Genomic DNA, 22,039 nt, shown 5'->3' with positions numbered 1-22,039 from the left:
CTGGTCGCGGAGGCGCGTTAAGCGAGATCGGATTTCGCCATCGCCTTGGCGCCGGCGGAGATCGAGGTGACGATGTTCTGGTAGCCGGTGCAGCGGCAGAGATTGCCTTCCAGCTCTTCCCGGATCGTATGGTCGTCCAGCTCGTGGCCCTTGCGGTGCACGATGTCGATCGCGGTCATGATCATGCCGGGCGTGCAGAAGCCGCACTGCAGGCCGTGGTGCTCGCGGAAGGCCTCCTGCATCGGATGCAGCGGTGCGCCGTCGGCGGCCAGCCCCTCGATCGTCTTGACCTCGTGGCCGTCGGCCATCACGGCAAGCGTGGTGCAGGACTTCACGGCCTTGCCGTCGAGATGCACGACACAGGCGCCGCACTGCGAGGTGTCGCAGCCGACATGGGTGCCGGTCAGGTGCAGATTCTCGCGCAGAAACTGCACCAGAAGCGTGCGGGGATCGACATTGGCCGTGACAGGATTGCCGTTCACGATGAGGGAGATCTTTGCCATAAGCACTCTCTATCAGCGCCCCGACGGGTCCCGTCGAAGCGGTTCTTATAATTATTCCAACCCATCATATGGGCCATTATGCCCCGGGGCAACATCGCCCCGGACGCAAGGCGCCATGCCGAAGGCGCCTTGCTAAAGGTATTGGACCTTCAGCTCTGTACCGCCTTGGCGAAGTTCGTGAAAAACTCGTCGGCCAGCTTCTTGGCGGCGCCGTTGATGAGGCGCTGGCCGAGCTGCGCCAACTTGCCGCCGATCTGCGCCTCGACCTCGTAGGAGAGCAACGTGCCGCCGTCCTTCTCCGCGAGCTTGACCACCGCGCCGCCCTTGGCGAAGCCGGCGACCCCGCCCTCGCCCTCACCGGAGATCTTGTAGCCATTCGGCGGGTCGAGATCGCTGAGCGTGACCTTGCCCTTGAAGCGTGCCGACACCGGGCCGACCTTCATTTTCGCCGTCGCCCGAAAGCCGCCATCATCGGTCTTCTCGAGCTCCTCGCAGCCGGGGATGCAGGCCTTCAGCACCTCGGGATCGTTGAGCTTGGCCCACACGGCCTCGCGCGGCGCTGCAAGCTGGACTTCGCCGTTCATCGTCATGGCCATGAGGGTGCCTCCCGGATCGCGTAACTATAGTGCTGATCAAGTAACGCAGGGACGCGGCAAAGGAAAGGGCGGCGCCCGGTCACGTGCAATGCATATTCGCAACTGCAAAAAGACGTTTGCGGACACTGGGGGATTGGCATGGCCGGACCATGATGATTAGGTCGCGCGCAACATGAGCACCTCCCTCTCCGCCCTGCTCGCACCGATGCTGTCGAGCGCCGCCATGCGGGCGATCTGCGACGACCGGTCCACCCTGCAGAACATGCTCGATTTCGAGGCAGCCCTGGCCCGCGCCGAGGCCGCCACGGATGTGATTCCCGCCTCGGCCGTGGGGCCGATCGCGACCGCATGCAAGGCCGATCGCCTCGACATGGCCGCGCTGGCCGAGGCCGCGACACGATCGGGCAATCTCGCCATTCCCCTGGTCAAGATGCTGACCGCCGCTGTCGGCTCGGCCGACAAGGAGGCCGCGCGTTACGTGCATTGGGGCGCCACCAGCCAGGATGTCATCGACACCGCGACCATGCTCATGCTCCGCGCCGGCATCGATGCACTGGACGCCGACCTCAGCCGCGCCATCAAGGGCTTTGCGGCGCTGGCGCGCAGCCATCGCAACACTGCGATGGTGGCACGGACCTGGCTCCAGCACGCGCTGCCGATGCCGTTCGGCCTCAAGGCCGCCGAATATGCCTCAAGCCTCGCCCGTTCCCGCTGCCGCCTGCGGCGGCTGCGCCGCGAGGGCCTCGCCCTGCAGTTCGGCGGCGCCGCCGGCACGCTCGCCGCCCTCGGCGACAAGGGCCTTGCCGTGGCGGAACGCCTCGCGCAGGAGCTCGACTTGCCGCTGCCGGAAGCGCCCTGGCACACCCATCGCGACCGGATCGCCGAGGCCGCCTCGTGCCTCGCCATTCTGGCCGGCAGCTGCGGCAAGATCGCGCGCGACGTCTCGCTGCTGATGCAGACCGACGTCGCCGAAGCGTTCGAGCCCGCCGGCGAAGGCCGCGGCGGCTCCTCGACGATGCCGCACAAGCGCAACCCGGTCGCTGCCGCAAGCGCGCTCGGCGCTGCCACGATGGCTCCGCAGCTTGCGGCGACGATCTTCGCGGCCCAGGTGCAGGACCACGAGCGCAGCGCCGGCCCCTGGCACGCGGAATGGCCGACGCTGCCGCAATTGATGCTGGTCGCCTCCGGCGCGCTGGCCGCCATTGTCGACATCGCGGAGGGCCTGGACGTCGATGCCGCGCGCATGCGCAGCAATCTCGATGCGACGCATGGCCTGATCATGGCAGAAGCCGTCACCTTTGCGCTGGCGGAGAGGATCGGCAAGAGCGATGCGCATCATCTCGTCGAAGCCGCCAGCAAGCGCGCGGTTGCCGAGAAGAAGCACCTGCGCGAAGTCCTGTCGGCTGATTCGCAGGTCACCGTGCATCTCTCGCCGGAAAAAATTGCGGCATTGTTCGAGCCGATGGCCTATCAAGGGGCTTCCCAAGCCCTGATCGACCGGCTGCTCGACAGCCTCGACCGCGAATAAGAACCGCACAAGACGACGGAGACGCCGCATGCCCATGATCGATGCCGACGGATGCCTGATCAACGTCTCCGTCGAGGGCCGCGACGGCGGGCCGACCTTGATGCTGTCCAACTCGCTCGGCTGCACGCTTCAGATGTGGGAGCCCCAGATGAAGGCGCTGACGCAGGTGTTCCGCGTCATTCGCTACGACCGCCGCGGCCACGGCAGGTCCAACGTACCGCCCGGCCCCTATACGATGGAGCGCCTCGGCCGCGACGTGCTCGCGATCCTCGACGACCTCAACATCGAGAAGGTGCACTGGTGCGGCCTGTCGATGGGCGGCATGGTCGGGCAATGGCTGGGCGCCAACGCGCCGGAACGCTTCGGCAAGCTCATCCTCGCCAACACCTCCTGCTACTATGCCGAGCCGACGAAATGGCTGGAGCGCATCGACGCGGTGAAGAAGGGCGGCATCGCCGCGGTCGCCGACGCCGTGATCGCGGGCTGGCTGACCCAGGATTTCCGCGAGCGCGAGCCCGACATCACCGCGAGGATGAAATCGATGCTGCTCGCCTCGCCGATCGAAGGTTATCTCGCCTGCTGCGAGGCACTGTCGACGCTCGACCAGCGCGCGCTGCTGCCCAGGATCAAGAGCCCGACGCTGGTGATCGCGGGCCGCCACGATCAGGCGACGCCGATCTCGGCGGGCGAACTGATCCGCTCCAACATTCCCGGCGCCAGCATGACCATCATCGACGCCGCCCACATTTCCAACGTCGAGCAGCCGCACGCGTTCACCGATGCGGTGGTCGGCTTCCTGACGCAGCGCTAATCACCGTCACCGTCATTCCGGAACGATGCGAAGCATCGAACCCGGAATCTCGATCCGCATTCATCACCTCGAGATTCCGGGTTCGCCTCTTCGAGGCGACCCGGAATGACCGATCCGGAGAAATACAATGGACGACCAGAAGCGCCGCGATGCCGGCATGAACGTTCGCCGCAAGGTGCTGGGCAATGCCTGGGTCGACAAGTCGATCGCGAACCGCAACGCGTTCAACACCGACTTCCAGGATCTGATCACGCGCTATGCCTGGGGCGAGATCTGGACCCGCCCCCATTTCGACGAGCGCACGCGACGGGTGCTGGTGATCGGCACCATGGTCGCGCTCGGGCAATGGGACGAATTCCGCCTGCATGTGCGCGCGGCCCTCGCCGAGGGCGGCTTCACGCCCGAGGACATCAAGGAAATCCTGCTCCAGCAGGCGATCTATTGCGGCGTGCCGGCGGCCAACCACGCCGTGAAGGAAGCCTCAGCGATTGTGCAGGAGCTCGGCCTGCTCAAGAGCTAGCGGCTGAAGACTTGCCGGCTGAAGGTTGGCCGGCGCAGCGGCTTCGACGGTCTTCGGCGTCGCCACCGGCTTCTCGATCACGAGCACGATTGCGGCGCCGAGCAGCAGCAACAGCTCGGTGGCATGCAGCCGGAGCGCAGCCAACTCGCCGACCTTCGAGGCCATCACCATGCTGGCAAACGAGAGCAGGCTCCCGATCGCCACCGCAATGCCGAGCGCCTCGTCGCTGCCGCCATTCTTCCGCGTGCGGGGAATGCAGAGCAGCGCGAGATAAATCACGAAGAACGCCACCGCGGTCAGCCGTCCCAGGGCCAGCAGCCACGCGGCGCGCACCGTGTCCATCCCGGCCATCTGGAGATGATCGCTGAGGTACAGCGCAACGGCGACGCTCGGCCGCTCGTAGAGCCCGTGCACCGGTGCCACGATGATGTTGAAGGCGACGAGGGTCCAGACTGGAATGAAATAGGCTGCCAGCAGCACGCCGTTGACCGAGCCGATCCGCCAATTCCTGAACATGCCGCTTCCCGCTTGATCTGGCCGCAGGCCTTCGACGGAAGGCAGCGGCTTCGCCGGAGCTAACTCGCATCAGACTGTGGCGGCAATTTAAACCCTTTGTTTACCTTAACCGGCCCCCGGGGGCGTCATCATTCCGGGATGGTGCGTCAGCCTCCGGATTCTCGAGTTTCCCGGGGGCGGCTCTTCGAGTCGGCCCGAAATGACGCAGTGAGACGCAAAAGAAAAAGGCCCCGCGTTTCGGCGGGGCCCTCGTCATCCTCATTACGCCTGGGCTCCCAGACTAATTGTCCTGATCGCGCTGGCCACCCTGCTGCTGGCCGGGCTTGTCGCCCTGGCGCATCGGGTCGTTCTGCTGCTGCTGTCCGGGTTTCTGACCGCCGCCCTGCTGCTGCCCGGGGCGCTGCTGGCCGGGGTTCTGACTCTGCTGGCCCGGATTCTGGTTCTGCTGCTTCGTCATTCGGGGAACTCCCTTGTTGGACGTCAGAGACGAGACAACTGCCGCCCTCCGGATTGGTTGCCCCGGGAACCCAGTTCCTCGCGGGTGCGGAACCGAAAGCACCAAATGACCTCTGTACAAGACCTTCTGCCGAGGCGTTGACCTGTTGCAGCCGCCAGTTCCCTCCTGTTACAAAACCGCAAGAATGCTTAGGGGCTGCCGGGGCCCAAGAAACGGCCCAATAAACCCACTCTCCTAAGAGCTCTTCCTTTGAGCCCGCGTCAGGTTTGGTACGGCAGCCCATGGATTATTTCACCCAGCAGCTCATCAACGGCCTCGTGCTCGGCTCCATCTACGGCCTGATCGCGATCGGCTATACGATGGTCTACGGCATCGTCGGCATGATCAACTTCGCCCATGGCGACGTCTTCATGATCGGCGGCTTCATCGCCCTGATCACCTTCCTGATCCTGATCTCGCTTGGGCTGACCGCGATCCCGCTGATCCTGCTCGTGGTGCTGCTGGTCTCGATGGCGATCACCGCGCTCTATGGCTGGACCATCGAGCGCATCGCCTACCGGCCGCTGCGCCATTCCTTCCGTCTCGCCCCGATGCTGTCGGCGATCGGCATGTCCTTCGTGCTGACCAACTATTCCCAAGTCGCACAGGGCGCGCGCGTCAAGCCGATCCCGCCCTTCATCACCGGCGGCTACACGCTGCACGAGAGCGCCGACGGCTTCGTCATCCAGCTCTCCAACATCCAGATCATGGTGGTCGTCACCACGATCGTGCTGCTCGCCCTCTTCACCTGGCTGGTGTCCAAGACCCGGCTCGGACGCGACATGCGCGCCTGCGAGCAGGACCAGACCATGGCGGCGCTGCTCGGCGTCGACGTCGACCGCACCATCTCCATGACCTTCGTGATCGGCGCCGCGCTCGCCGCGGTCGCCGGCCTGATGTACCTGCTCTATTACGGCCTGGTCGATTTCTTCATGGGCTTCGTCGCCGGCATCAAGGCGTTCACCGCCGCCGTGCTCGGCGGCATCGGCTCGCTGCCCGGCGCCATGCTCGGCGGCCTTGCGATCGGCCTGATCGAGACGTTCTGGTCGGCCTATTTCTCGGTCGAGTACAAGGACGTCGCGGCGTTCTCGATCCTGATCGTCGTGCTGATTTTCATGCCGACCGGCCTGCTCGGTCGTCCCGAAGTCGAAAAAGTCTGACGGACGCACGCGTGAAAGCTCCCTCGCCCCATACCGCCAAAACTGCAACGGGCATCGCCGCCCTCCTCAAGACCGCCTTCATCAACGCCCTCGTCGCGCTGGTGCTGTTCTCGTTGATGGTCGGCATCCGCACCGAAGCGGGCGCCTCCGGCCAGCTCACCTATTGGACCCGCTTCGGCGACCTCGCCTCCCTCGTCGCTGCGGTGTTCGGCGGCTCGATCGTGATCGAGCTGCTGCGGCAATGGATCGGCCCGACCGGCGCCGAGAACCTGGTGCCGCCCGCGGTGAAGAGCGGCGTGTCGTTCATCGGCCGCTACCTTGCGCCCGCGCTCCTGATCTTCACGCTGCTGGTGCCGGTGATCTTTTATAACCAGCGCTACATTCTCGACCTCGCGATCCTCGTGCTCACCTATGTGATGCTGGGCTGGGGCCTCAACGTCGTGGTCGGCCTCGCCGGCCTGCTCGATCTCGGTTACGTCGCCTTCTATGCGGTCGGCGCCTATTCCTATGGACTGCTCGCCACGAATTTCGGCTGGTCGTTCTGGATCTGCCTGCCGCTCGCCGGCATCCTCGCCGCGTTCTGGGGCGTCCTGCTCGGCTTCCCGGTGCTTCGCCTGCGTGGCGACTATCTCGCCATCGTGACGCTCGCCTTCGGCGAGATCATCCGTCTTGTCATCATCAACTGGCAGGATCTGACCGGCGGCCCCAACGGCGTCTCCGGCATTCCCCGCCCGTCCTTCTTCGGCATCCCGCTCGACAACAGCGACGACGGCCTCGCCGCCAGGCTCGGCATCGAGTATTCGCCGACCCACCGAATCATCTTCCTGTTCTATCTGATCCTGGCGCTCGCGCTGCTCACCAACTGGGCGACGATCCGCCTGCGCCGCCTGCCGATCGGGCGGGCCTGGGAAGCCTTGCGCGAGGACGAGGTCGCCTGCCGCGCGCTCGGCATCAACACCACGACCACCAAGCTCACGGCGTTCGCGACGGGGGCGATGTTCGGCGGCTTTGCCGGCGCGTTCTTCGCCACCCGTCAAGGCTTCATCAGCCCGGAATCCTTCACCTTCCAGGAATCGGCGCTGGTGCTCGCCATCGTCGTCCTCGGCGGCATGGGCTCGCAGCTCGGCGTGGCGCTGTCCGCGCTCGCCATGATCGGCGGCTTCGAGCTGTTCCGGAGCCTTGAGACCTATCGCATGCTGGTGTTCGGCATGGCGATGGTGCTGATCATGATCTGGCGGCCGCGCGGGCTGATCGGCCATCGCGCGCCCACCGTGTATCTGACCAAGGCGAAGGCGATCTCCTCCGACCTCGTCAAGGAAGGTCACGGATGAGCGGCGACAAGATGAGCGATAGGATTCTTGGCGTCGACCGGCTCACCATGCGCTTCGGCGGCATCGTCGCCGTGCAGGACCTGTCATTCTCGGCGGCGCGCAAGAAGATCACCGCGCTGATCGGGCCGAACGGCGCCGGCAAGACCACGGTGTTCAACTGCATCACCGGCTTCTACAAGCCGAGCGGCGGCGCCATTCGCCTCACCCACGACGACGGCAAAACGGTCGCGCTGGAGCGCCTGAACGATTTCCGCATTGCCAAGCAGGCCAAGGTCGCCCGCACCTTCCAGAACATCCGGTTGTTTCCCGGTATGACCGCGCTGGAAAACCTGATGGTGGCGCAGCACAACGCCCTGATGCGCGCCTCCGGCTTCACCTTCCTCGGCCTCATCGGTGCGCCCGGCTATCGCGTCGCCGAGAAGCGCGCGATCGAACTGGCCACCGACTGGCTCAAGCGGGTCAATTTGCTCGACCGCGCCGACGACGCCGCCGGCAATTTCGCCTATGGCGACCAGCGCCGGCTCGAGATCGCGCGCGCGATGTGCACCGAGCCCGCGCTGCTGTGCCTGGACGAACCCGCCGCCGGCCTCAATGCGCGCGAGAGCGCGGCCTTGAGCGAGCTCCTGCTCTCGATCCGCGACGAACTCGGCACCTCGATCCTCCTGATCGAGCACGACATGTCGGTGGTGATGGAAATCTCCGACCACATCGTGGTGATGGACCACGGCGTCAAGATCGCGGAAGGCACGCCGCGCGAGATCCGCGACGATCCCAAGGTGATCGCCGCCTATCTCGGCGCCGACGAGGAAGAGGCCGCGGCGGTGATGGAGGGCGGCTCGTGACGCCGGCACCCTCCCCTCTGCTCGCGATCCGGGGCTTGCGCGCCGCCTACGGCAAGATCGAGGCGCTGAAGGGCGTCGACGTCGAGATCAACTCCGGCGAGATCGTGGCGCTGATCGGTGCCAACGGCGCCGGCAAGTCGACGCTGATGATGACGATCTTCGGCAAGCCGCGCGCCCGCGCCGGCCAGATCCTGTACGAAGGCCGCGACATCACCGACGTGCCGACCCACGAGATTGCGCATCTGCGCATCGCGCAATCGCCGGAAGGCCGCCGCATCTTCCCGCGCATGAGCGTGGCGGAAAACCTCCAGATGGGGGCGGATGCCACCGCGTGCACCGAGGGCGAACGCGAGGCGACCCTGCAGCGTGTCTTCTCGCTGTTTCCGCGACTGAAGGAACGCTATGCCCAGCGCGGCGGAACCCTGTCCGGCGGCGAGCAGCAGATGCTGGCGATCGGCCGTGCCTTGATGAGCCGTCCCCGCCTGCTCCTGCTGGACGAGCCCTCGCTGGGTCTCGCCCCGCTGATCGCGCGCCAGATCTTCGATGCGATCCGCACCCTGAACCGGCAGGACGGGCTGACCGTGCTGATCGTCGAGCAGAACGCCAACCACGCCCTCAAGCTCGCCCATCGCGGCTATGTCATGGTCAATGGCCTGATCACGCTGGCCGGCACCGGGGCCGAATTGTTGCAGCGCCCGGAAATTCGGGCCGCCTATCTGGAAGGCGGCCGGCACGGCTGACCGCGCCGCGGGGCGCCCGCGCGCGGCCGAATGTGGCGAGATATCTGCGCCAATGCCCGTATTTTGCCGGTGACTTCTCCTCGAATTCATTCAAGAATGGCGCCGGTTTGAACCGGGCATGCCCGGCAACGTCCACAGGCGACCACCCGCGAGGTATCTCATGAAATCACTGAAGCTCATCGGTCTGGCATTCGGCGTATCGATCGCGCTCTCGAGCGCGGCATTCGCGCAGGATGTCACCGTCGCAGTCGCAGGTCCGATGACCGGCGGCGAGTCCGCCTTCGGCCGCCAGATGAAGAACGGCGCCGAGATGGCCGTGGCCGATATCAATGCCGCCGGCGGCGTCAACGGCAAGAAGCTCGCGCTTTCCGTCGAGGACGACGCCTGCGATCCGAAGCAGGCGCGCTCGATCGCCGAAAAGATCGCCGGCGCAAAAATCCCGTTCGTGGCCGGGCACTATTGCTCCTCGTCGTCGATCCCCGCTTCTGAAGCCTATGCCGACGGCAACGTGCTCCAGATCACGCCGGCCTCGACCAACCCGTTGTTCACCGAGCGCAAGCTCTGGAACGTGGCGCGCGTCTGCGGCCGTGACGATCAGCAGGGACTGATCGCGGCGCAATACATCGCCAAGAACTACAAGGGCAAGAACATCGCGATCCTCAACGACAAGACCACCTACGGCAAGGGTCTTGCCGACGAGACCAAGAAGGCGCTCAACAAGGCCGGCGTCACCGAGAAGATGTACGAGTCCTATAACAAGGGCGACAAGGACTTCAACGCGATCGTCTCGCGCCTGAAGCGTGACAACATCGACCTCGTCTATGTCGGCGGTTACCATCAGGAGAGCGGCCTGATCCTGCGTCAGATGCGCGACCAGGGTCTCAAGACCGTGCTGATGGCCGGCGACGCGCTCGCCGACAAGGAGTATGCCTCCATCACCGGCCCCGCCGGCGAAGGCACGCTGTTCACCTTCGGCCCCGATCCGCGCAACAAGCCGACCGCGAAGAAGATCGTCGAGGCCTTCAAGGCCAAGAACATCGATCCCGAGGGCTACACCCTCTACACCTACGCGGCGATGCAGGTGTGGTCGCAGGCGGCCAAGAAGGCCGGCACCACCGACGCCAAGAAGGTCATGGAAGCGATGAAGGCCGGCAAGTGGGACACCGTGATCGGCCCGATCGAGTATGACGCCAAGGGCGACATCAAGCAGATCGACTACGTCGTCTACAAGTGGGACGCCAAGGGCGGCTACGCCGAGATCAGCGGCAACGGCACCTGAGCGCGGCGCCGGGCCTCGCGCCCGTCACCCGAACCTTGTCAACGCCCCGGCTTGCCCGGGGCGTTTTCTTTCGCGGCAGGATCAGACGGCTGCGGGCAGCTCGCCGGCGGCCGCGGTCTGGGCCTTGCGAAGCGCCTGCAGGAGATCGTTCGGTCGAAACGGTTTTTGCAGGCAAATCACGTTGGCGAGGTGGGGCGACTGTTCCATGAAATCCAGCGCCGTCATTCCGGACACCGCAACGATGGGAAGCCCCGGGGCGCGCTCCCGCAGGGCCGCGATGACGTCGACGCCGCTGATGTCACCGAGGAAGATATCGACAATCGCCGCGTCAAACGGGCTTTCCGCGAACGTTTTCAGCCCTGCCGCGCCACTGTCGGCCTCGGCAACCTCGTAATGATTGACCCGGAGCACGATCGCGACCATGGCGCGCACGTCCTTCTGGTCGTCGATGATGAGAATACGAGGCATGGGAACAACTCCCGCGGATCGATCAAATGATATGATTCAAACCTGGAACCCGGCACACTGGCAGGGCATTATGACACCGCCCAGTAAAGCGCATCTTACCTGATCCCTATTCCGCGTTCCCACCCAAATTAAGTAAGCTGTAACCTTCGGTTGAGTCGTCGCTGCAACAGTTCACGACAGGCGCCCGGAACGGGCTACCTTGGGGGTCGTGGAGGTCAAGACTGCCGTATCTTGGACTGCGGAGATGCTCAAAACGGGTCTGCACGAGATGAATGCGCCTGCGATCGACCGAAGCACCTTCCTTTCAACCCTGCCGGCCACGTCGGCCGATCGAACCGCGGCCTTATGGATCGTCGGCATTTCCTCGGTTCTGTTCGCCCTGGCCGTTCCGTTCGCGGGTACCCCGTTACTCCCAGTCCCGGCTTTCGTCGCGAGTTATCAATCGGCCCTGGCGGTCAGCGACATCGTCACCGCCGTGCTGCTGCTGTCGCAGTTTTCGGTGTTGCGGACCCGCGCGCTGTTGTGGCTGTCGACCGGCTACCTGTTCACTGCCGCGGCGGCGCTGGTGCACGCCCTCACCTTCCCCGGCCTGTTCACGCCGACCGGGCTGTTTGGTGCGGGCAGCCAAACCACCGTCTGGCTTTACATGATCTGGCATGGCGGCTTTCCGCTCTTCGTCCTCGGCTATGCCTGGCTGAAGGAAAGGGACGGTGGCCCCAGGGTCAGAGGCGCGCCGCGCAACGCGATTTACGCCATCGTGCTCGGCGTGGTCGCGGCCATGGGGGTCTTCACCTGGATCGTCACCAGCCAGCACGATCTGTTGCCGGTGCTGCTCCGCGACGGCCGTTACACGGCGACCATGATCGGGGTCGTGTCCTTCGTGTGGTCGCTGAGCTTTGCCGCCCTGGTTTCGCTGTGGTTCCGGCGACCGCATTCGGTGATCGACATCTGGCTCATGGTCGTGATGTGCGTATGGCTGTTCGACATCGCGCTGTCCGCGATCGTCAACGTCGCGCGTTTCGATCTCGGTTTCTACGCCGGCCGTCTCTACGGCCTCGGCGCGTCGAGCTTCGTGCTCGCGGTGCTGCTGATCGAGAACGTTCGCCTTCAGGCCCGGACGGTGGGTCTCGTCGGCAGACTGCGCGAGCAATCGGCATCGGATCGGGACTTCTACGGTAAGCGGCTGGCGCTCTATGGCGCCGTCGTCGAATCCTCCAACGATGCCATCATCACCCAGTCGCTCAACGGCGAGGTCACCGGCTGGAACCGCGCCGCCGAGCACCTGTTCGGCTATTCCGCGGCGGAGGCCATCGGCAAGCCGATCGACATCATCGTACCGAACGATCGCAAGTCGGAAATCAGGAGCATTCTCAACCGCATCAGCGGCAACGAATCGATCGCCCAGCACGAGACGGTCCGAATCAGAAAAGACGGTCGCGAGATCGAGGTCGTCCTCAATGTCTCGCCACTGAGGGCGGAGAATGGGCAAATCATCGGCGCCTCCAAGATTGCCCACGACATCACCGAGGAGAAGCAATCCAGGGAAAAGCTTCGCCGGGAGATCGAGGAGCGCCAGCGCATCTTCGAGACCTCGCAGGACCTGATCCTGGTCACCGACAGCTTCGGCAATTTCGTCCAGGTCAGCCCGAGCGTGAAGACCATCCTCGGCTTCAGCCCGGAAGACCTGATCGGGCACAGCGCAACCGAGTTCATCCACCCCGACGATCTCGACAAGACGCGGGAGGAAATGCGCGCGGCGCGGCGCGGTGCGGTCAAGCGCAGCTTCGAGGCGCGCTACTATCACTACGACGGTCACGAGGTCACGCTGAACTGGATGGGCACCTGGTCGGAGCCCGTGAAGCGTCATTTCTTCATCGGACGAGATCTGACGGAGAAGCAGGCCGCCGAGGCCCAGTTCCGCCAGGTGCAGAAGATGGACTCCATCGGCCAGTTGACCGGCGGTGTCGCTCACGACTTCAACAACGTGCTGACCGTCATCACCGGCACGATCGGCATCCTGGCCGACGCCGTCGCCGACCGCCCCGAGCTCGCTGCCATCACCAAGCTGATCGACGATGCCGCCGAGCGCGGCGCGCAGCTGACCAAGCATCTGCTCGCCTTCGCCCGCAAGCAACCGCTCCAGCCGCGCGAGATCGACGTCAACGCGCTGGCGCTCGAAGCGGCCAAGCTGCTGCACCCCACCCTGGGCGAGCAGATCACCATCGTGCCGCAGCTCACCGAGGATGCATGGCCGACGCTGGTCGACCCCGGCCAGCTTTCCACGGCGATCCTCAATCTCGCGCTGAACGCCCGGGACGCCATGCCCGAGGGCGGCACCCTGGTGCTGGAGACCCGCAACATATTCCTCGACGACGGCTATGCCAGCATGAACCCGGACGTCGTTGCCGGCAATTACGTGATGATCGCCGTCAGCGACACCGGCTCCGGAATCCCGCCGGAGCTGATCGACCGCGTGTTCGACCCCTTCTTCACCACCAAGGAGGTCGGCAAGGGCACCGGGCTCGGACTCAGCATGGTGTTCGGCTTCGTCAAGCAGTCCGGCGGGCACATTAAGATCTACAGCGAGCAGGGCCACGGCACGAGCGTGAAGATCTACCTGCCGCGCTCGAGCGGCGTGCAGGAGACCGAGATGGAGGCGCTGCAGAACGCGCCCATCACCGGCGGCAACGAGAAGATCCTGATCGTCGAAGACGATGCGTTGGTGCGGCAATATGTGGTGACCCAGGTCAGGAGCCTCGGCTATACCGCGCTCGAGGCCGCCAACGGCGCGGAGGCCCTCACCATCATCGACGGCGACAAGACCATCGACCTGCTCTTCACCGACATCATCATGCCGGGCAACATGAACGGTCGTCAGCTGGCCGACGAAGCCGCCCGGCGCCGCCCCGACCTCAAGACGCTGTTCACCTCGGGCTATACCGAGAATGCCATCGTCCATCACGGCCGGCTCGATTCCGGCGTGCTGCTGCTGGCCAAGCCCTACCGCAAGTCCGAGCTCGCCAAGATGCTGAGGACCGCCCTCGCCAGTTGAGCCTGCGGCATCCCTGCGCTATCGCTGAAGCGCAACGCCTTCAGCCGACGGAGCCGCCTTGAAGAACCTTCTCACCGATATCGCCGGCGTCCGCGTCGGCCATGCCGAGGATCCCAAGGTCGCTTCCGGCACGACCGCGATCATCTTCGACCAGCCGGCGGTCGCCGCCATCGATGTGCGCGGCGGAGCCCCCGGCACGCGGGAGGATGCGCTGCTCGATCTTGCCAGCACGCAGGAACGCGTCGATGCGATCGCGCTGTCCGGCGGCTCTGCCTTCGGGATCGAGGCCGGCGGCGGCGTGCAGGCCTGGCTCGCCGAGCAGGGCCGCGGTCTCAATGTGCGCGGTGCGGTGATCCCGCTGGTGCCGGGTGCGATCATGTTCGACCTGCTCAACGGCGGCAACAAGTCCTGGGGCCGCTTCGCGCCGTATCGCGATCTCGGCTACGCCGCGGCGGCGGCCGCAGGTGACGACTTCGCACTCGGCAGCGCCGGCGCGGGCCTGGGAGCCACCACCGCGACCTTCAAGGGCGGGCTCGGTTCGGCTTCGGCGGTTCTCGCCAACGGCATCAAGGTCGCCGCGATCATGGTCGTCAACGCGGTCGGCAGCACAACCGTCGGCGAAGGGCCCTGGTTCTGGGCGGCGCCGTTCGAGGAGAACGGCGAGTTCGGCGGGCGCGGCCTGCCGCCCAAATTCACGCCGGACATGCTGGCGATGCGCATCAAGGGCGGCCCCGCCGCGAGCGCGCGCGAGAACACCACGATCGGTGCGGTCGTCACCGATGCGACACTGACCAAGGCCCAGGCCAAGCGGCTCGCGATGATCGCGCATACCGGAATGGCTCGCGCGATCTATCCGGTGCATGCCCCGACCGACGGCGACGTGCTGTTCGCGGCTGCGACCGGTGAAAAGCCGATCGAGCCGCTGGTCGGCCTCACCGAGCTCGGCACCGTCGCCGCCAACGTGGTCGCGCGCGCCATTGCGCGGGGCGTTTACAACGCAACCGCGCTGCCGTTTACAGGTGCGCAAGCGGCGTGGAAGGACAGCTTCGGCTAGAAACGAAACGGCGAGCACAGCGTTACCTTGGCGGACCAGGGTGTAACACCATGCCGTCTTCGGTGATCCGCTTCTTTCGCTATGCGCCCGACACGCGCGAGCTGAAGGTGACCTTCGTCAACGGACGCCTCTATGTCTACGAGGACGTCCCGTCCGAGGTGGCCGCCGCGTTCAGGGAGGCACGCTCAAAGGGCGTGTTCTTCAATCACGAGATCCGCGACCGCTATGCCTGTCGTGACATCACGCACGAGCATGCCGGCTAATTCAGATGCCGCTCACACGCTCATCGACATGGACGAGCCGGCAGCCGCCGACGCGCCCTGGCCCTGCCCGCCTTGCTGCTGCATCAACTGCGCGAACAGATCGTAAGCCGAACTACGGGGAGTGTTCGCGCCCGGCACCGTCGTCGACATCTTGAAGCCGTCTGCATAGGTGACGGTGGTGGTGGTCGAGCCGTCCGCGGCCGTCGTCGTGGTCGAGGTCGAACCGCCGCTCGACGACGACGAGGAGGAATCCGAGCCGCTGCCGGACGCATCGCCCGAGCCGCTCGCGCCATGGGCATGGTGGCCGTGGTGCCCGCTCTTCAGCGCCTTCGACATCTCGTCGAGGCTCACATTGCCGTCCGCATTCGAGTCCAGCTTGGAGAACACGTCGTCAGCCTGCGCGAGGTTGGTCCCGCCGGCGCCCAGCGCGTCCTCGAACTCGGATTTGGTGATGCTGCCGTCGCCGTCCGCATCGATCTGCGAGAACAGGTCCTTGAGGGCGGCATCCCGGCTCTTCGACGTCGAGGAGGTCGAGCTCGCAGAGGTCGAGGTCGCCGCACTGCTGGCGCCATCAGACGATTGGCTCTGCGCGGCGATCAGCGCGCTCATCGTTTCCGGCGAAATCTGTGCGCAATTGCCCGAGTTGACGGAGGATGTCGCAGCGCTGGTCGTGCTGCTGCCGCCGCCATTGATCGCAAACGGATTGGTCGCGCCCTGCGCGGCCCCCGTCTTGTGCGTCGAGGAGGACGATTTCGAGTTCGTCAGCGACTGGATCGCATCGAGGGCGCTCGAGACGGCACCAAGGGCGAACAACATTGCACAACTCCAACCCATGCGGCATGCCGCGGTCAATGTTCTGCAGGTGATGTCAGCAAGCGTCGTGCCAGCGCGAAAAGCTCAATGAAATCCGCCGCTGCCGCGCCTTGGATGGTCCGGAAACCTCGGCAATTCGTGCCGGTCGCGGCAGAAATTTCCGCCCACAGAAAGCACGCCCTCCCTGCATTGCCCACCACGGAGGCCCATGTTAGGCGAGGCCCATCTTTCACGGCTGCCTTCCGGGAAACCGCGCCATGACCCAAGCCTTCGCCCCCCGCCCCCTGGCCATCGCACCCTCGATCCTGGCCTCGGATTTCTCCAGGCTCGGCGAGGAGGTGCGCAGCGTCGACGCCGCCGGCGCCGACTGGATCCATCTCGACGTGATGGACGGCCACTTCGTTCCCAACATTTCCTACGGCCCCGACGTGATCAAGGCGATGCGCCCGCACACCAAGAAGGTGTTCGATGCGCATCTGATGATCTCGCCTTGCGATCCCTATCTCGAGGCCTTCGCGAAAGCCGGCTGCGACCACATCACCGTGCATGCGGAGGCCGGTCCGCATTTGCACCGATCGCTCCAGGCGATCCGCGCGCTCGGCAAGAAGGCCGGCGTCTCGCTCAACCCGGGCACGCCGATCAGCGTGCTCGAATACGTCCTCGATCTCGTCGACCTCGTGCTGGTGATGTCGGTCAATCCCGGCTTCGGCGGTCAGGCCTTCATCCCCTCCGCGATCTCCAAGATCCGCGACATCCGCGCGATGACGGCGGGCCGCCCGATCGACATCGAGGTCGACGGCGGTGTCGGCCCCGATGTTGCGGGCGCGCTCGCGGCGGCGGGCGCCAACGCCTTCGTCGCCGGCACGTCCGTGTTCAGAGGCGGCACGCTGGATGCGTACAAGACCAACATCGCCGCGATCCGCAACGCGGCGCTGGGAGCGCGCGGCGAAGCGATTTGACCTGGATCAAACGCGCTCGCGAACGACAGGAGTTTTGTCGCGGCTTTTACGGGTGTTGCGACGCGCAATGCCTAAAATTGCAACCTTGATCCGTACTCATCCGGACTTCACTGATTCGCGCAAATCACCGCAAGTGACTCCTGCCTGCTTTGACGGGAGCACCTCATGGCAACGACCCTGATTTGGACTGGCGTGGCGTTGTGGCTCGGGTTCAATGTGGCGGTTGCAGCGCGCAGCCTCTACGTGGCGCAACCGGTGAAGATCGCGGCCTCCGCCCGCATCGTCCACCTTCATCGCCGCCGGGGCTGAGCATCATGCAGATCGCTCTCGTGAAACGTCAGCCGAAACGCAGGTGCCGCATTCCGCGCCGCCCGCATCCGGGCCTCGATTACTTCTTCGGCCGCCTCGAGCGCACCGATGGCAGGGTAGAGGACGATGCGGGGCTCGACACGACGGACCTCGACCAAACCTTTCCCTCACAACGCCGACACTAAGATTACTTTCCGGACCGCCCATGAAACCGCACTGCCCGAACTGCCTGAAGGAAATGACCAAGGCGTCCGCCTCGCGTAACCTGTTCAATTGCGAGCCCTGCCGCGAGATCATCCAGTATTTCGGCGGCGGCGCGGATCACGGCGAGCCCGGTCCGCAATTCTCCTGGCCGATCCGCCGCAAGCGCGTCGCCCACAGCGCTCACGCCGCCTGATCCCGCTTCGAGGCCGCCCGGCAGCCTATTCCGACGCCTTGCCGGTATCGGCCTCGTCCGCATCCCCAGCCATCCGCGGCGGCCGTACCACGGTGACCGTGCAGCTTGCCTCCGAGGCCACCTTGGCCGAGACGCTGCCGAGCAGCGTGCGGCGGAACGAGCTCTGCCGCGCGCCGATGATGACATGGTCGACGTGGTTGACCTCGGCAAACTCCAGCAGCGCGGCGGCGGGATCGACGGCTTCCAGCACGTGAACCGACAGCCGACTCTCATCCAGCTTGAGCGGCGTCGCCCAATGCCTGAGCGCGACGAGGCGGTCGATATGCTTGTTGGAGCCCTGCTCGTCCAGGGTCCGGTCGATCGCGATGCGGTTGAGCTTGAGCACGTTGACGCAGGCAAGCCGCGCTGACGGCAAGGTGGCGAGGATGCGCTCGGTGGTCACGCGCAACGCCTCGTTCAGCTCGGCTGCACCTTCCACGGTATCGAGTGCGACAGCGAGGATCGGGCTCGACGCGATCTGGGCCGCGACATCCGATTTCGCGCGCGGCGCCATGACGCCCAGATTGAAGCGGCGGCGCCAGGCGACGCTGAGCGGATCGCGCTTCACCCGCTCCGCACGTTTGGTGAGCTTGACCTGATCCGGATGGGCGAGATCGAAGGCGAGCTGGGACGCCGTCGGATAGCGCCACACCGGCTCGATCTCGAGACAACGCAAGACTATTTCCTGAAGCCAGGTCGGGTAGTCGGCGCGCAGGCTTCGCGGCGGATGCGGATCGCGCCACAGCCGGCGCCGCATCGCGCGCAGCGTCTCGCCCTCGCCGAACGGCCGCTCGCCGGTCGTGAAGAAGTAGAGCAGCACGCCAAGCGAAAACAGATCGCTGCGCGGATCATCGCGCACCCCCGACAGCCGCTCGGGCGCCATGTAAGGCGCGGTGCCGTAAGGCAGGCGGAACTCCTCCTGCAACAGATCAGGCAAATGGTTGTGATGCGACAGACCGTAGTCGATCAGCACCGCCTCGCCGCTTTCGCGGAACATGATGCTGCTCGGCTTGATGTCGTGATGGATCACGTTCTGCCGGTGCAGATCGGCGAGCGCGGTCGCGATCCTGGCCACGAGCTGCCGCGCCTCGTCATACGGCAGCGGCAGATCAGACAGCCGCTTGTAGAGCGTGGTCCCGGAGATCCGCTCGATCACGACATAGGCCTGGTGCGCGAAATCGCCGGTGCCAAAACAGGTCGGGACGTGCGGCCCTGCCAGTCGCGGCAGGATCATCATCTCCATCTCGAAGGAGACGATCGCGGCGGGGTCCTCACCCTCCGACACCCGCGGTATCTTCATCAGCAGGGGCACGTCGATGCCGGGATGGGTGACCGTCCACAGCGTCGCCATGCCGCCGGCGTGGACGCATTCGCCGATGGTGTAACCGTCGATCACCGCACCGGATTTGACCAGTGATTTCGGCATCGGCCCCTAGCGCCCCTGCGACAGCCGGTCGGCGAGCCAATGCGGCAGGCCATTGTCGCGGATCCTATCCGCCGCGGCCGCGATGTCATAGGGCGCACGGCAATAGATGATCTGGCACGATTCGGTGTCGAACAACACGAAGGCTGCCGAGGGATCGCCGTCGCGGGGCTGGCCGACCGAGCCCATGACCGCGAGCCATTGCCGTCCGCGCAGCAGCTGCACCGGGACGTCGGTCTTCGGTACGAAGCTCGTCATCTTCGCCGTCACCGACATCGAATAGAGTGCGGGACGATGGATATGGCCGCAGAACGTGACATGGGCGGGTGTTGCGATCAGGCTCTTGGCAGCGTCCACCGTCGAGCGGACATAGTGCCAGCGCTGGGGGCTCGACGCTTCCGAATGCACGAAGAGGCGATCGCTGTCCTCGACCAGCATCGGCAATTCGCTCAGGAACCGGCGCTGCGCGGTGTCGAGGCGGCCACGGGTCCATTCGATCGCGACCTGGGCCTCGGCGTTCATCGTCTCCGCCGATGAATTGACCGCCTGATCGTGATTGCCGCGCACGGCGATCGCCCCCTTCGCGACGAGCTCCATCGCGGTATCCACCACCCATTCGGGATCGGCGCCATAACCGACGAAATCACCGAGCAGGACAAACCGCTCCGCGCCCTTCGCACGGGCGACCTTCAGGCAGGCCTCGAAGGCTTGCCGGTTGCCGTGGATATCTGAAAAGACAGCGAGAAGCACGCACCCTCCACCCTCCAATTCTTATTGAAGGCCGATAAGGCCAAATTGAGGGATGTCAACAAGATGCGCCAGCGCCGGGCAGTTGACCAGCGCCGGCGGCACGATGGTGCAGAGCCTATTGCTCGTCTTTCGGGGGCATCCGGGGCGGCGGTATCGGCGTGAACACGGCGCCTTGCGCGCCGGCCGGTGGGGCCATGAACTCGCCGGTCGAGGAATCGCCGCCGGTCGTCTCCATGATCGTCTTGGGCGTCACATATTCGCGGACCATGTCGATCAGGCTGCCGTCGCCGCCGCCGAAATCCGCCGCGCGGCCGCCTTGCGGATGTCCCAGGGCGATCTCGTTCTCCGCGGCATGGGTCTTGTCAGCGAGTGCATCGTTGTAGGGCACGCGGAACGCCCGCGGGATACCGCTCGGACGATTGTCCTCGTCGAGCTGCTCGACCCACAGATAGATCGAGCCGGGGTCGCCCTGAAGCGAATGCGGCTCGACGATACGGGACTTCAGCAGCTTGAAGGTGGTCGGCAGCCGGTCGGAACTGGCCCAGCCGAGCAGGCCGCGCATCTCGGAGAAGCTGACGACATAGAAGGCGCTGGTCACGACCACCGCGACCGCCTTCAGCGACCAGTGCAACCGCGCATAGACCAGCACCACCAGCAGCAGTGCCCCGATCACAGCGTAGGCCACCGACAGCGTGAGGATGACCGTCTGCAGGTTAATCACGGCGTATCCTCACGGGGTTCTTGCTCACACCGGTCCTCGGGTCGAGATCGGCGCCGTTGCGCCAGCTGCTGCGGAACGTCTCGAGCAGCGATTTCGGCCGCTGGTCGACATTGACGACCTTGCCCTCGGCGTCGAGCCGGAACCGCACGGCCGTCTTCTCGTCGCCGGAGTGGTCGAGCGTGAACTTGTTGTCGAAGACCACCTGCGCGGTCGGATTGAGCTTCTGAACCTTCACATTTGCCGTCACCGGCTCGCCGGTCGTGGCGACGAAATGGGAGACGTTCACCGTGTATTCGCCGGGGACGATGCCGCGCAGCGTGACGATCTCCTCACGGATGGGCGAGGCGATCTTCTTGCCGGCGACCATGATGAAGTCGTTGGCTCCGCCGCGATCGTCGCGGTCGAGGGTGAGGAAGCCGGCCTCGCGGTGGCGATACCAGGCGATGTTTCCGGCGGGATCCTGCACGAACAGGTCGAGATCGTCGGGGTGGTTGTCCGGCCAGTCCAGCGTGATGATGAACTCGGCCTTGGAGTCGATCTTGCCTTCCTTGGCGTCCGGGGAGACCGCGAGCAGCGCCAGGAAGAACAGGAACGCGATCACCTGGAGCGCCTTGAACAGCATCACGCCCAGCGGATCGAACGGCTCCTCGCGCGGATAGAGACCGAAATCATCCATCATGACGAGGTCCCGGCGCCCTTGCGCTCCAGCACCGGCGTCACATAGGTCTCGGTCAGCACCACCGCATCCGAGAACACCCGCTGGGTCGCGGCATCCAGCATGTAATACTGGATGCGGACCAGGATCGAGCCGACGAGACCGGCGAGGGTCGTGTACATCGCGACCGCCATGCCGTCGCTCATCAGCCCCATCGAGGAGCGCATCGCCACCTTGTCGGCGGCATCCAGCCCCGCGATCGGCGCCAGCATGATGATGAAGCCGACGATGGTGCCGAGCAGCCCGAGCTTCATCAGCGTATCCGAGACGAAGGCGCCGAACCCGTTGGAGCCGCGCAGACGATCGGCAAGCGTGCGCAGCAGCAGGGTCTGGTTGACCGGACGATAATCCTGCGCGGCAGCCTTGGTCACCAGGCTCTCGATGTGATCGCGCACCAGGCCGCGCGGCAGCGCCGTCGCACGCGCGTCGAGCACCTTGCCGCCGTCAGGCGCGGCGAGCGCCGCCCGGCAGCGCCGCGCCGCGGCCCCCTCCCGCGCGATCGCCCGGGTGCGCAGGAAGCAGTGGCCGCAGGTCAGGACGTAGAGCACGGCGATGACGCTCGAGATGTAGGTCCGGTCCGAGGTCAGCATCAGGTGAATCAAGCCGAACCGCCACAGCAGCACGGCGGCGAAGATCGACAGACCGGTGAAGATCATCCAGAACAGCAGCGCGCTGCGCTCGGACGGGTCGGTCGTTACAGGCGCGATCGGTCCAATCGTCATCGAACTCATGCTGCACCGCTCCTCGCTCGCAA

General features: G+C 65.3%; 26 protein-coding genes. 15 read left to right on the top strand and 11 right to left on the bottom strand.

Going from position 1 to position 22,039, the window contains the following annotated elements; translation table 11 throughout:
- Positions 1–17 precede the first annotated feature (17 nt).
- Together CO669_RS04225 and CO669_RS04220 are read right to left on the bottom strand one after the other, a co-directional pair.
- The gene (locus CO669_RS04225; RefSeq protein WP_097658276.1) at positions 18–503 is read right to left on the bottom strand and encodes a (2Fe-2S)-binding protein; all 486 of its coding nucleotides are present in this window, start codon (positions 501–503) and stop codon (positions 18–20) included.
- A 149-nt stretch (positions 504–652) separates the two neighbouring features.
- Entirely contained in the window at positions 653–1,099 is a 447-nt protein-coding gene (locus CO669_RS04220; RefSeq protein ID WP_097658274.1) for an SRPBCC family protein, read from the bottom strand.
- Between the two features lie 172 nt (positions 1,100–1,271).
- Here CO669_RS04220 and CO669_RS04215 point away from each other — a divergent pair, with 172 nt between their 5' ends.
- The 3 genes from CO669_RS04215 (at position 1,272) to CO669_RS04205 (ending at position 3,958) form a co-directional block, all read left to right on the top strand.
- Positions 1,272–2,627 carry a 3-carboxy-cis,cis-muconate cycloisomerase gene (locus CO669_RS04215; protein ID WP_097658272.1) on the top strand — a complete coding sequence of 452 codons (1,356 nt, stop codon included), beginning with the start codon at positions 1,272–1,274 and terminating at the stop codon, positions 2,625–2,627.
- Positions 2,628–2,655: 28 nt separating this feature from the next.
- Positions 2,656–3,438 carry a 3-oxoadipate enol-lactonase gene (pcaD, locus tag CO669_RS04210; protein ID WP_097658270.1) on the top strand — a complete coding sequence of 261 codons (783 nt, stop codon included), beginning with the start codon at positions 2,656–2,658 and terminating at the stop codon, positions 3,436–3,438.
- A gap of 127 nt (positions 3,439–3,565) precedes the next feature.
- Positions 3,566–3,958 carry a carboxymuconolactone decarboxylase family protein gene (locus tag CO669_RS04205; RefSeq protein WP_097658268.1) on the top strand — a complete coding sequence of 131 codons (393 nt, stop codon included), beginning with the start codon at positions 3,566–3,568 and terminating at the stop codon, positions 3,956–3,958.
- Here CO669_RS04205 and CO669_RS04200 read toward each other — a convergent pair.
- Both CO669_RS04200 and CO669_RS35880 read right to left on the bottom strand, forming a co-directional pair.
- Entirely contained in the window at positions 3,920–4,474 is a 555-nt protein-coding gene (locus CO669_RS04200; RefSeq protein WP_097658266.1) for a hypothetical protein, read from the bottom strand. The two genes, CO669_RS04205 and CO669_RS04200, sit on opposite strands and share 39 nt — an antisense overlap.
- A 280-nt stretch (positions 4,475–4,754) precedes the next feature.
- The gene (locus tag CO669_RS35880) at positions 4,755–4,931 is read right to left on the bottom strand and encodes a hypothetical protein (protein WP_198963828.1); all 177 of its coding nucleotides are present in this window, start codon (positions 4,929–4,931) and stop codon (positions 4,755–4,757) included.
- Between the two features lie 281 nt (positions 4,932–5,212).
- On the opposite strand from CO669_RS35880, the gene CO669_RS04195 reads away from it, so the two are divergent.
- The 5 genes from CO669_RS04195 (at position 5,213) to CO669_RS04175 (ending at position 10,322) form a co-directional block, all read left to right on the top strand.
- Positions 5,213–6,130, top strand: coding sequence for an ABC transporter permease subunit (locus CO669_RS04195; RefSeq protein ID WP_097658264.1), 918 nt, complete (start codon positions 5,213–5,215; stop codon positions 6,128–6,130).
- 11 nt (positions 6,131–6,141) lie between these two features.
- Positions 6,142–7,461, top strand: coding sequence for a high-affinity branched-chain amino acid ABC transporter permease LivM (gene livM / locus CO669_RS04190; protein WP_097658262.1), 1,320 nt, complete (start codon positions 6,142–6,144; stop codon positions 7,459–7,461).
- Complete coding sequence (locus CO669_RS04185; protein WP_097658260.1) at positions 7,458–8,303, top strand: ABC transporter ATP-binding protein; 846 nt, start codon at positions 7,458–7,460, stop codon at positions 8,301–8,303. The genes livM and CO669_RS04185 overlap by 4 nt, the downstream gene beginning before the upstream one ends.
- Positions 8,300–9,043, top strand: coding sequence for an ABC transporter ATP-binding protein (locus tag CO669_RS04180; protein WP_097658258.1), 744 nt, complete (start codon positions 8,300–8,302; stop codon positions 9,041–9,043). The genes CO669_RS04185 and CO669_RS04180 overlap by 4 nt, the downstream gene beginning before the upstream one ends.
- 160 nt (positions 9,044–9,203) lie before the next feature.
- Positions 9,204–10,322, top strand: a complete 1,119-nt coding sequence (locus CO669_RS04175) for a branched-chain amino acid ABC transporter substrate-binding protein (RefSeq protein ID WP_097658256.1) — start codon at positions 9,204–9,206, stop codon at positions 10,320–10,322.
- An 81-nt stretch (positions 10,323–10,403) separates the two neighbouring features.
- On the opposite strand, the gene CO669_RS04170 is transcribed toward CO669_RS04175, so the two are convergent.
- On the bottom strand, positions 10,404–10,790 hold the full coding sequence (locus tag CO669_RS04170; RefSeq protein ID WP_198963826.1) for a response regulator: 387 nt from the start codon (positions 10,788–10,790) through the stop codon (positions 10,404–10,406).
- A 244-nt stretch (positions 10,791–11,034) separates the two neighbouring features.
- On the opposite strand from CO669_RS04170, the gene CO669_RS04165 reads away from it, so the two are divergent.
- Genes CO669_RS04165 through CO669_RS04155 form a run of 3 tightly spaced genes read left to right on the top strand, consistent with a single transcriptional unit; the run spans position 11,035 to position 15,159 of the window.
- The gene (locus CO669_RS04165) at positions 11,035–13,842 is read left to right on the top strand and encodes a PAS domain S-box protein (protein WP_097658254.1); all 2,808 of its coding nucleotides are present in this window, start codon (positions 11,035–11,037) and stop codon (positions 13,840–13,842) included.
- A gap of 58 nt (positions 13,843–13,900) precedes the next feature.
- The gene (locus CO669_RS04160; RefSeq protein WP_097658252.1) at positions 13,901–14,896 is read left to right on the top strand and encodes a P1 family peptidase; all 996 of its coding nucleotides are present in this window, start codon (positions 13,901–13,903) and stop codon (positions 14,894–14,896) included.
- Between the two features lie 50 nt (positions 14,897–14,946).
- Positions 14,947–15,159: a KTSC domain-containing protein gene (locus CO669_RS04155; protein WP_097658250.1), complete on the top strand. Its 213-nt coding sequence runs from the start codon at positions 14,947–14,949 to the stop codon at positions 15,157–15,159.
- A 12-nt stretch (positions 15,160–15,171) separates the two neighbouring features.
- Here CO669_RS04155 and CO669_RS04150 read toward each other — a convergent pair whose 3' ends face one another.
- Positions 15,172–15,975: an EF-hand domain-containing protein gene (locus tag CO669_RS04150; RefSeq protein WP_097658248.1), complete on the bottom strand. Its 804-nt coding sequence runs from the start codon at positions 15,973–15,975 to the stop codon at positions 15,172–15,174.
- Between the two features lie 254 nt (positions 15,976–16,229).
- On the opposite strand from CO669_RS04150, the gene rpe reads away from it, so the two are divergent.
- The 4 genes from rpe (at position 16,230) to CO669_RS04135 (ending at position 17,637) form a co-directional block, all read left to right on the top strand.
- The gene (gene rpe / locus CO669_RS04145; RefSeq protein ID WP_097658246.1) at positions 16,230–16,931 is read left to right on the top strand and encodes a ribulose-phosphate 3-epimerase; all 702 of its coding nucleotides are present in this window, start codon (positions 16,230–16,232) and stop codon (positions 16,929–16,931) included.
- A 165-nt stretch (positions 16,932–17,096) separates the two neighbouring features.
- Positions 17,097–17,240: a hypothetical protein gene (locus CO669_RS35875; protein ID WP_198963825.1), complete on the top strand. Its 144-nt coding sequence runs from the start codon at positions 17,097–17,099 to the stop codon at positions 17,238–17,240.
- 5 nt (positions 17,241–17,245) lie between these two features.
- The gene (locus CO669_RS04140; protein WP_097658244.1) at positions 17,246–17,425 is read left to right on the top strand and encodes a hypothetical protein; all 180 of its coding nucleotides are present in this window, start codon (positions 17,246–17,248) and stop codon (positions 17,423–17,425) included.
- Positions 17,426–17,445: 20 nt separating this feature from the next.
- Positions 17,446–17,637, top strand: a complete 192-nt coding sequence (locus CO669_RS04135; RefSeq protein ID WP_097658242.1) for a hypothetical protein — start codon at positions 17,446–17,448, stop codon at positions 17,635–17,637.
- Positions 17,638–17,662: 25 nt separating this feature from the next.
- Here the strand turns inward: CO669_RS04135 and CO669_RS04130 are convergent, their stop codons facing one another.
- The 5 genes from CO669_RS04130 to CO669_RS04110 all read right to left on the bottom strand — a co-directional run bounded on the left by CO669_RS04130 (position 17,663) and on the right by CO669_RS04110 (position 22,016).
- Positions 17,663–19,102 (bottom strand): serine/threonine protein kinase, encoded by a 1,440-nt coding sequence (locus CO669_RS04130; RefSeq protein WP_097658240.1) that lies wholly within the window; start codon positions 19,100–19,102, stop codon positions 17,663–17,665.
- 6 nt (positions 19,103–19,108) lie between these two features.
- Positions 19,109–19,849 carry a metallophosphoesterase family protein gene (locus tag CO669_RS04125; RefSeq protein ID WP_097658238.1) on the bottom strand — a complete coding sequence of 247 codons (741 nt, stop codon included), beginning with the start codon at positions 19,847–19,849 and terminating at the stop codon, positions 19,109–19,111.
- 115 nt (positions 19,850–19,964) lie between these two features.
- Positions 19,965–20,570 carry a hypothetical protein gene (locus tag CO669_RS04120; protein ID WP_097658236.1) on the bottom strand — a complete coding sequence of 202 codons (606 nt, stop codon included), beginning with the start codon at positions 20,568–20,570 and terminating at the stop codon, positions 19,965–19,967.
- Entirely contained in the window at positions 20,563–21,249 is a 687-nt protein-coding gene (locus CO669_RS04115; protein ID WP_097658234.1) for a DUF2135 domain-containing protein, read from the bottom strand. The genes CO669_RS04120 and CO669_RS04115 overlap by 8 nt, the downstream gene beginning before the upstream one ends.
- The gene (locus CO669_RS04110) at positions 21,246–22,016 is read right to left on the bottom strand and encodes a MotA/TolQ/ExbB proton channel family protein (protein WP_097658232.1); all 771 of its coding nucleotides are present in this window, start codon (positions 22,014–22,016) and stop codon (positions 21,246–21,248) included. Before CO669_RS04110 ends, CO669_RS04115 begins: the two co-directional genes overlap by 4 nt.
- Between the last annotated feature and the right edge of the window lie 23 nt (positions 22,017–22,039).

Source organism: Bradyrhizobium sp. Y36 (genome assembly GCF_002531575.1).
In the GTDB taxonomy this organism is placed as follows: domain Bacteria; phylum Pseudomonadota; class Alphaproteobacteria; order Rhizobiales; family Xanthobacteraceae; genus Bradyrhizobium.
Note: the sequence above shows the minus strand (reverse complement) of the source record. Positions and strands in the feature narration are given on the sequence as shown.

What these genes read in the sequence shown, in the direction of transcription:
- CO669_RS04225 (WP_097658276.1), bottom strand. Translation starts at nt 503, where the DNA reads ATGGCAAAGATCTCCCTCATCGTGAACGGCAATCCTGTCACGGCCAAT.
- CO669_RS04220 (WP_097658274.1), bottom strand. Translation starts at nt 1,099, where the DNA reads ATGGCCATGACGATGAACGGCGAAGTCCAGCTTGCAGCGCCGCGCGAG.
- CO669_RS04215 (WP_097658272.1), top strand. Translation starts at nt 1,272, where the DNA reads ATGAGCACCTCCCTCTCCGCCCTGCTCGCACCGATGCTGTCGAGCGCC.
- pcaD (WP_097658270.1), top strand. Translation starts at nt 2,656, where the DNA reads ATGCCCATGATCGATGCCGACGGATGCCTGATCAACGTCTCCGTCGAG.
- CO669_RS04205 (WP_097658268.1), top strand. Translation starts at nt 3,566, where the DNA reads ATGGACGACCAGAAGCGCCGCGATGCCGGCATGAACGTTCGCCGCAAG.
- CO669_RS04200 (WP_097658266.1), bottom strand. Translation starts at nt 4,474, where the DNA reads ATGTTCAGGAATTGGCGGATCGGCTCGGTCAACGGCGTGCTGCTGGCA.
- CO669_RS35880 (WP_198963828.1), bottom strand. Translation starts at nt 4,931, where the DNA reads ATGACGAAGCAGCAGAACCAGAATCCGGGCCAGCAGAGTCAGAACCCC.
- CO669_RS04195 (WP_097658264.1), top strand. Translation starts at nt 5,213, where the DNA reads ATGGATTATTTCACCCAGCAGCTCATCAACGGCCTCGTGCTCGGCTCC.
- CO669_RS04185 (WP_097658260.1), top strand. Translation starts at nt 7,458, where the DNA reads ATGAGCGGCGACAAGATGAGCGATAGGATTCTTGGCGTCGACCGGCTC.
- CO669_RS04175 (WP_097658256.1), top strand. Translation starts at nt 9,204, where the DNA reads ATGAAATCACTGAAGCTCATCGGTCTGGCATTCGGCGTATCGATCGCG.
- CO669_RS04170 (WP_198963826.1), bottom strand. Translation starts at nt 10,790, where the DNA reads ATGCCTCGTATTCTCATCATCGACGACCAGAAGGACGTGCGCGCCATG.
- CO669_RS04165 (WP_097658254.1), top strand. Translation starts at nt 11,035, where the DNA reads ATGCTCAAAACGGGTCTGCACGAGATGAATGCGCCTGCGATCGACCGA.
- CO669_RS04155 (WP_097658250.1), top strand. Translation starts at nt 14,947, where the DNA reads ATGCCGTCTTCGGTGATCCGCTTCTTTCGCTATGCGCCCGACACGCGC.
- CO669_RS04150 (WP_097658248.1), bottom strand. Translation starts at nt 15,975, where the DNA reads ATGTTGTTCGCCCTTGGTGCCGTCTCGAGCGCCCTCGATGCGATCCAG.
- rpe (WP_097658246.1), top strand. Translation starts at nt 16,230, where the DNA reads ATGACCCAAGCCTTCGCCCCCCGCCCCCTGGCCATCGCACCCTCGATC.
- CO669_RS35875 (WP_198963825.1), top strand. Translation starts at nt 17,097, where the DNA reads ATGGCAACGACCCTGATTTGGACTGGCGTGGCGTTGTGGCTCGGGTTC.
- CO669_RS04140 (WP_097658244.1), top strand. Translation starts at nt 17,246, where the DNA reads ATGCAGATCGCTCTCGTGAAACGTCAGCCGAAACGCAGGTGCCGCATT.
- CO669_RS04135 (WP_097658242.1), top strand. Translation starts at nt 17,446, where the DNA reads ATGAAACCGCACTGCCCGAACTGCCTGAAGGAAATGACCAAGGCGTCC.
- CO669_RS04130 (WP_097658240.1), bottom strand. Translation starts at nt 19,102, where the DNA reads ATGCCGAAATCACTGGTCAAATCCGGTGCGGTGATCGACGGTTACACC.
- CO669_RS04115 (WP_097658234.1), bottom strand. Translation starts at nt 21,249, where the DNA reads ATGATGGATGATTTCGGTCTCTATCCGCGCGAGGAGCCGTTCGATCCG.
- CO669_RS04110 (WP_097658232.1), bottom strand. Translation starts at nt 22,016, where the DNA reads ATGAGTTCGATGACGATTGGACCGATCGCGCCTGTAACGACCGACCCG.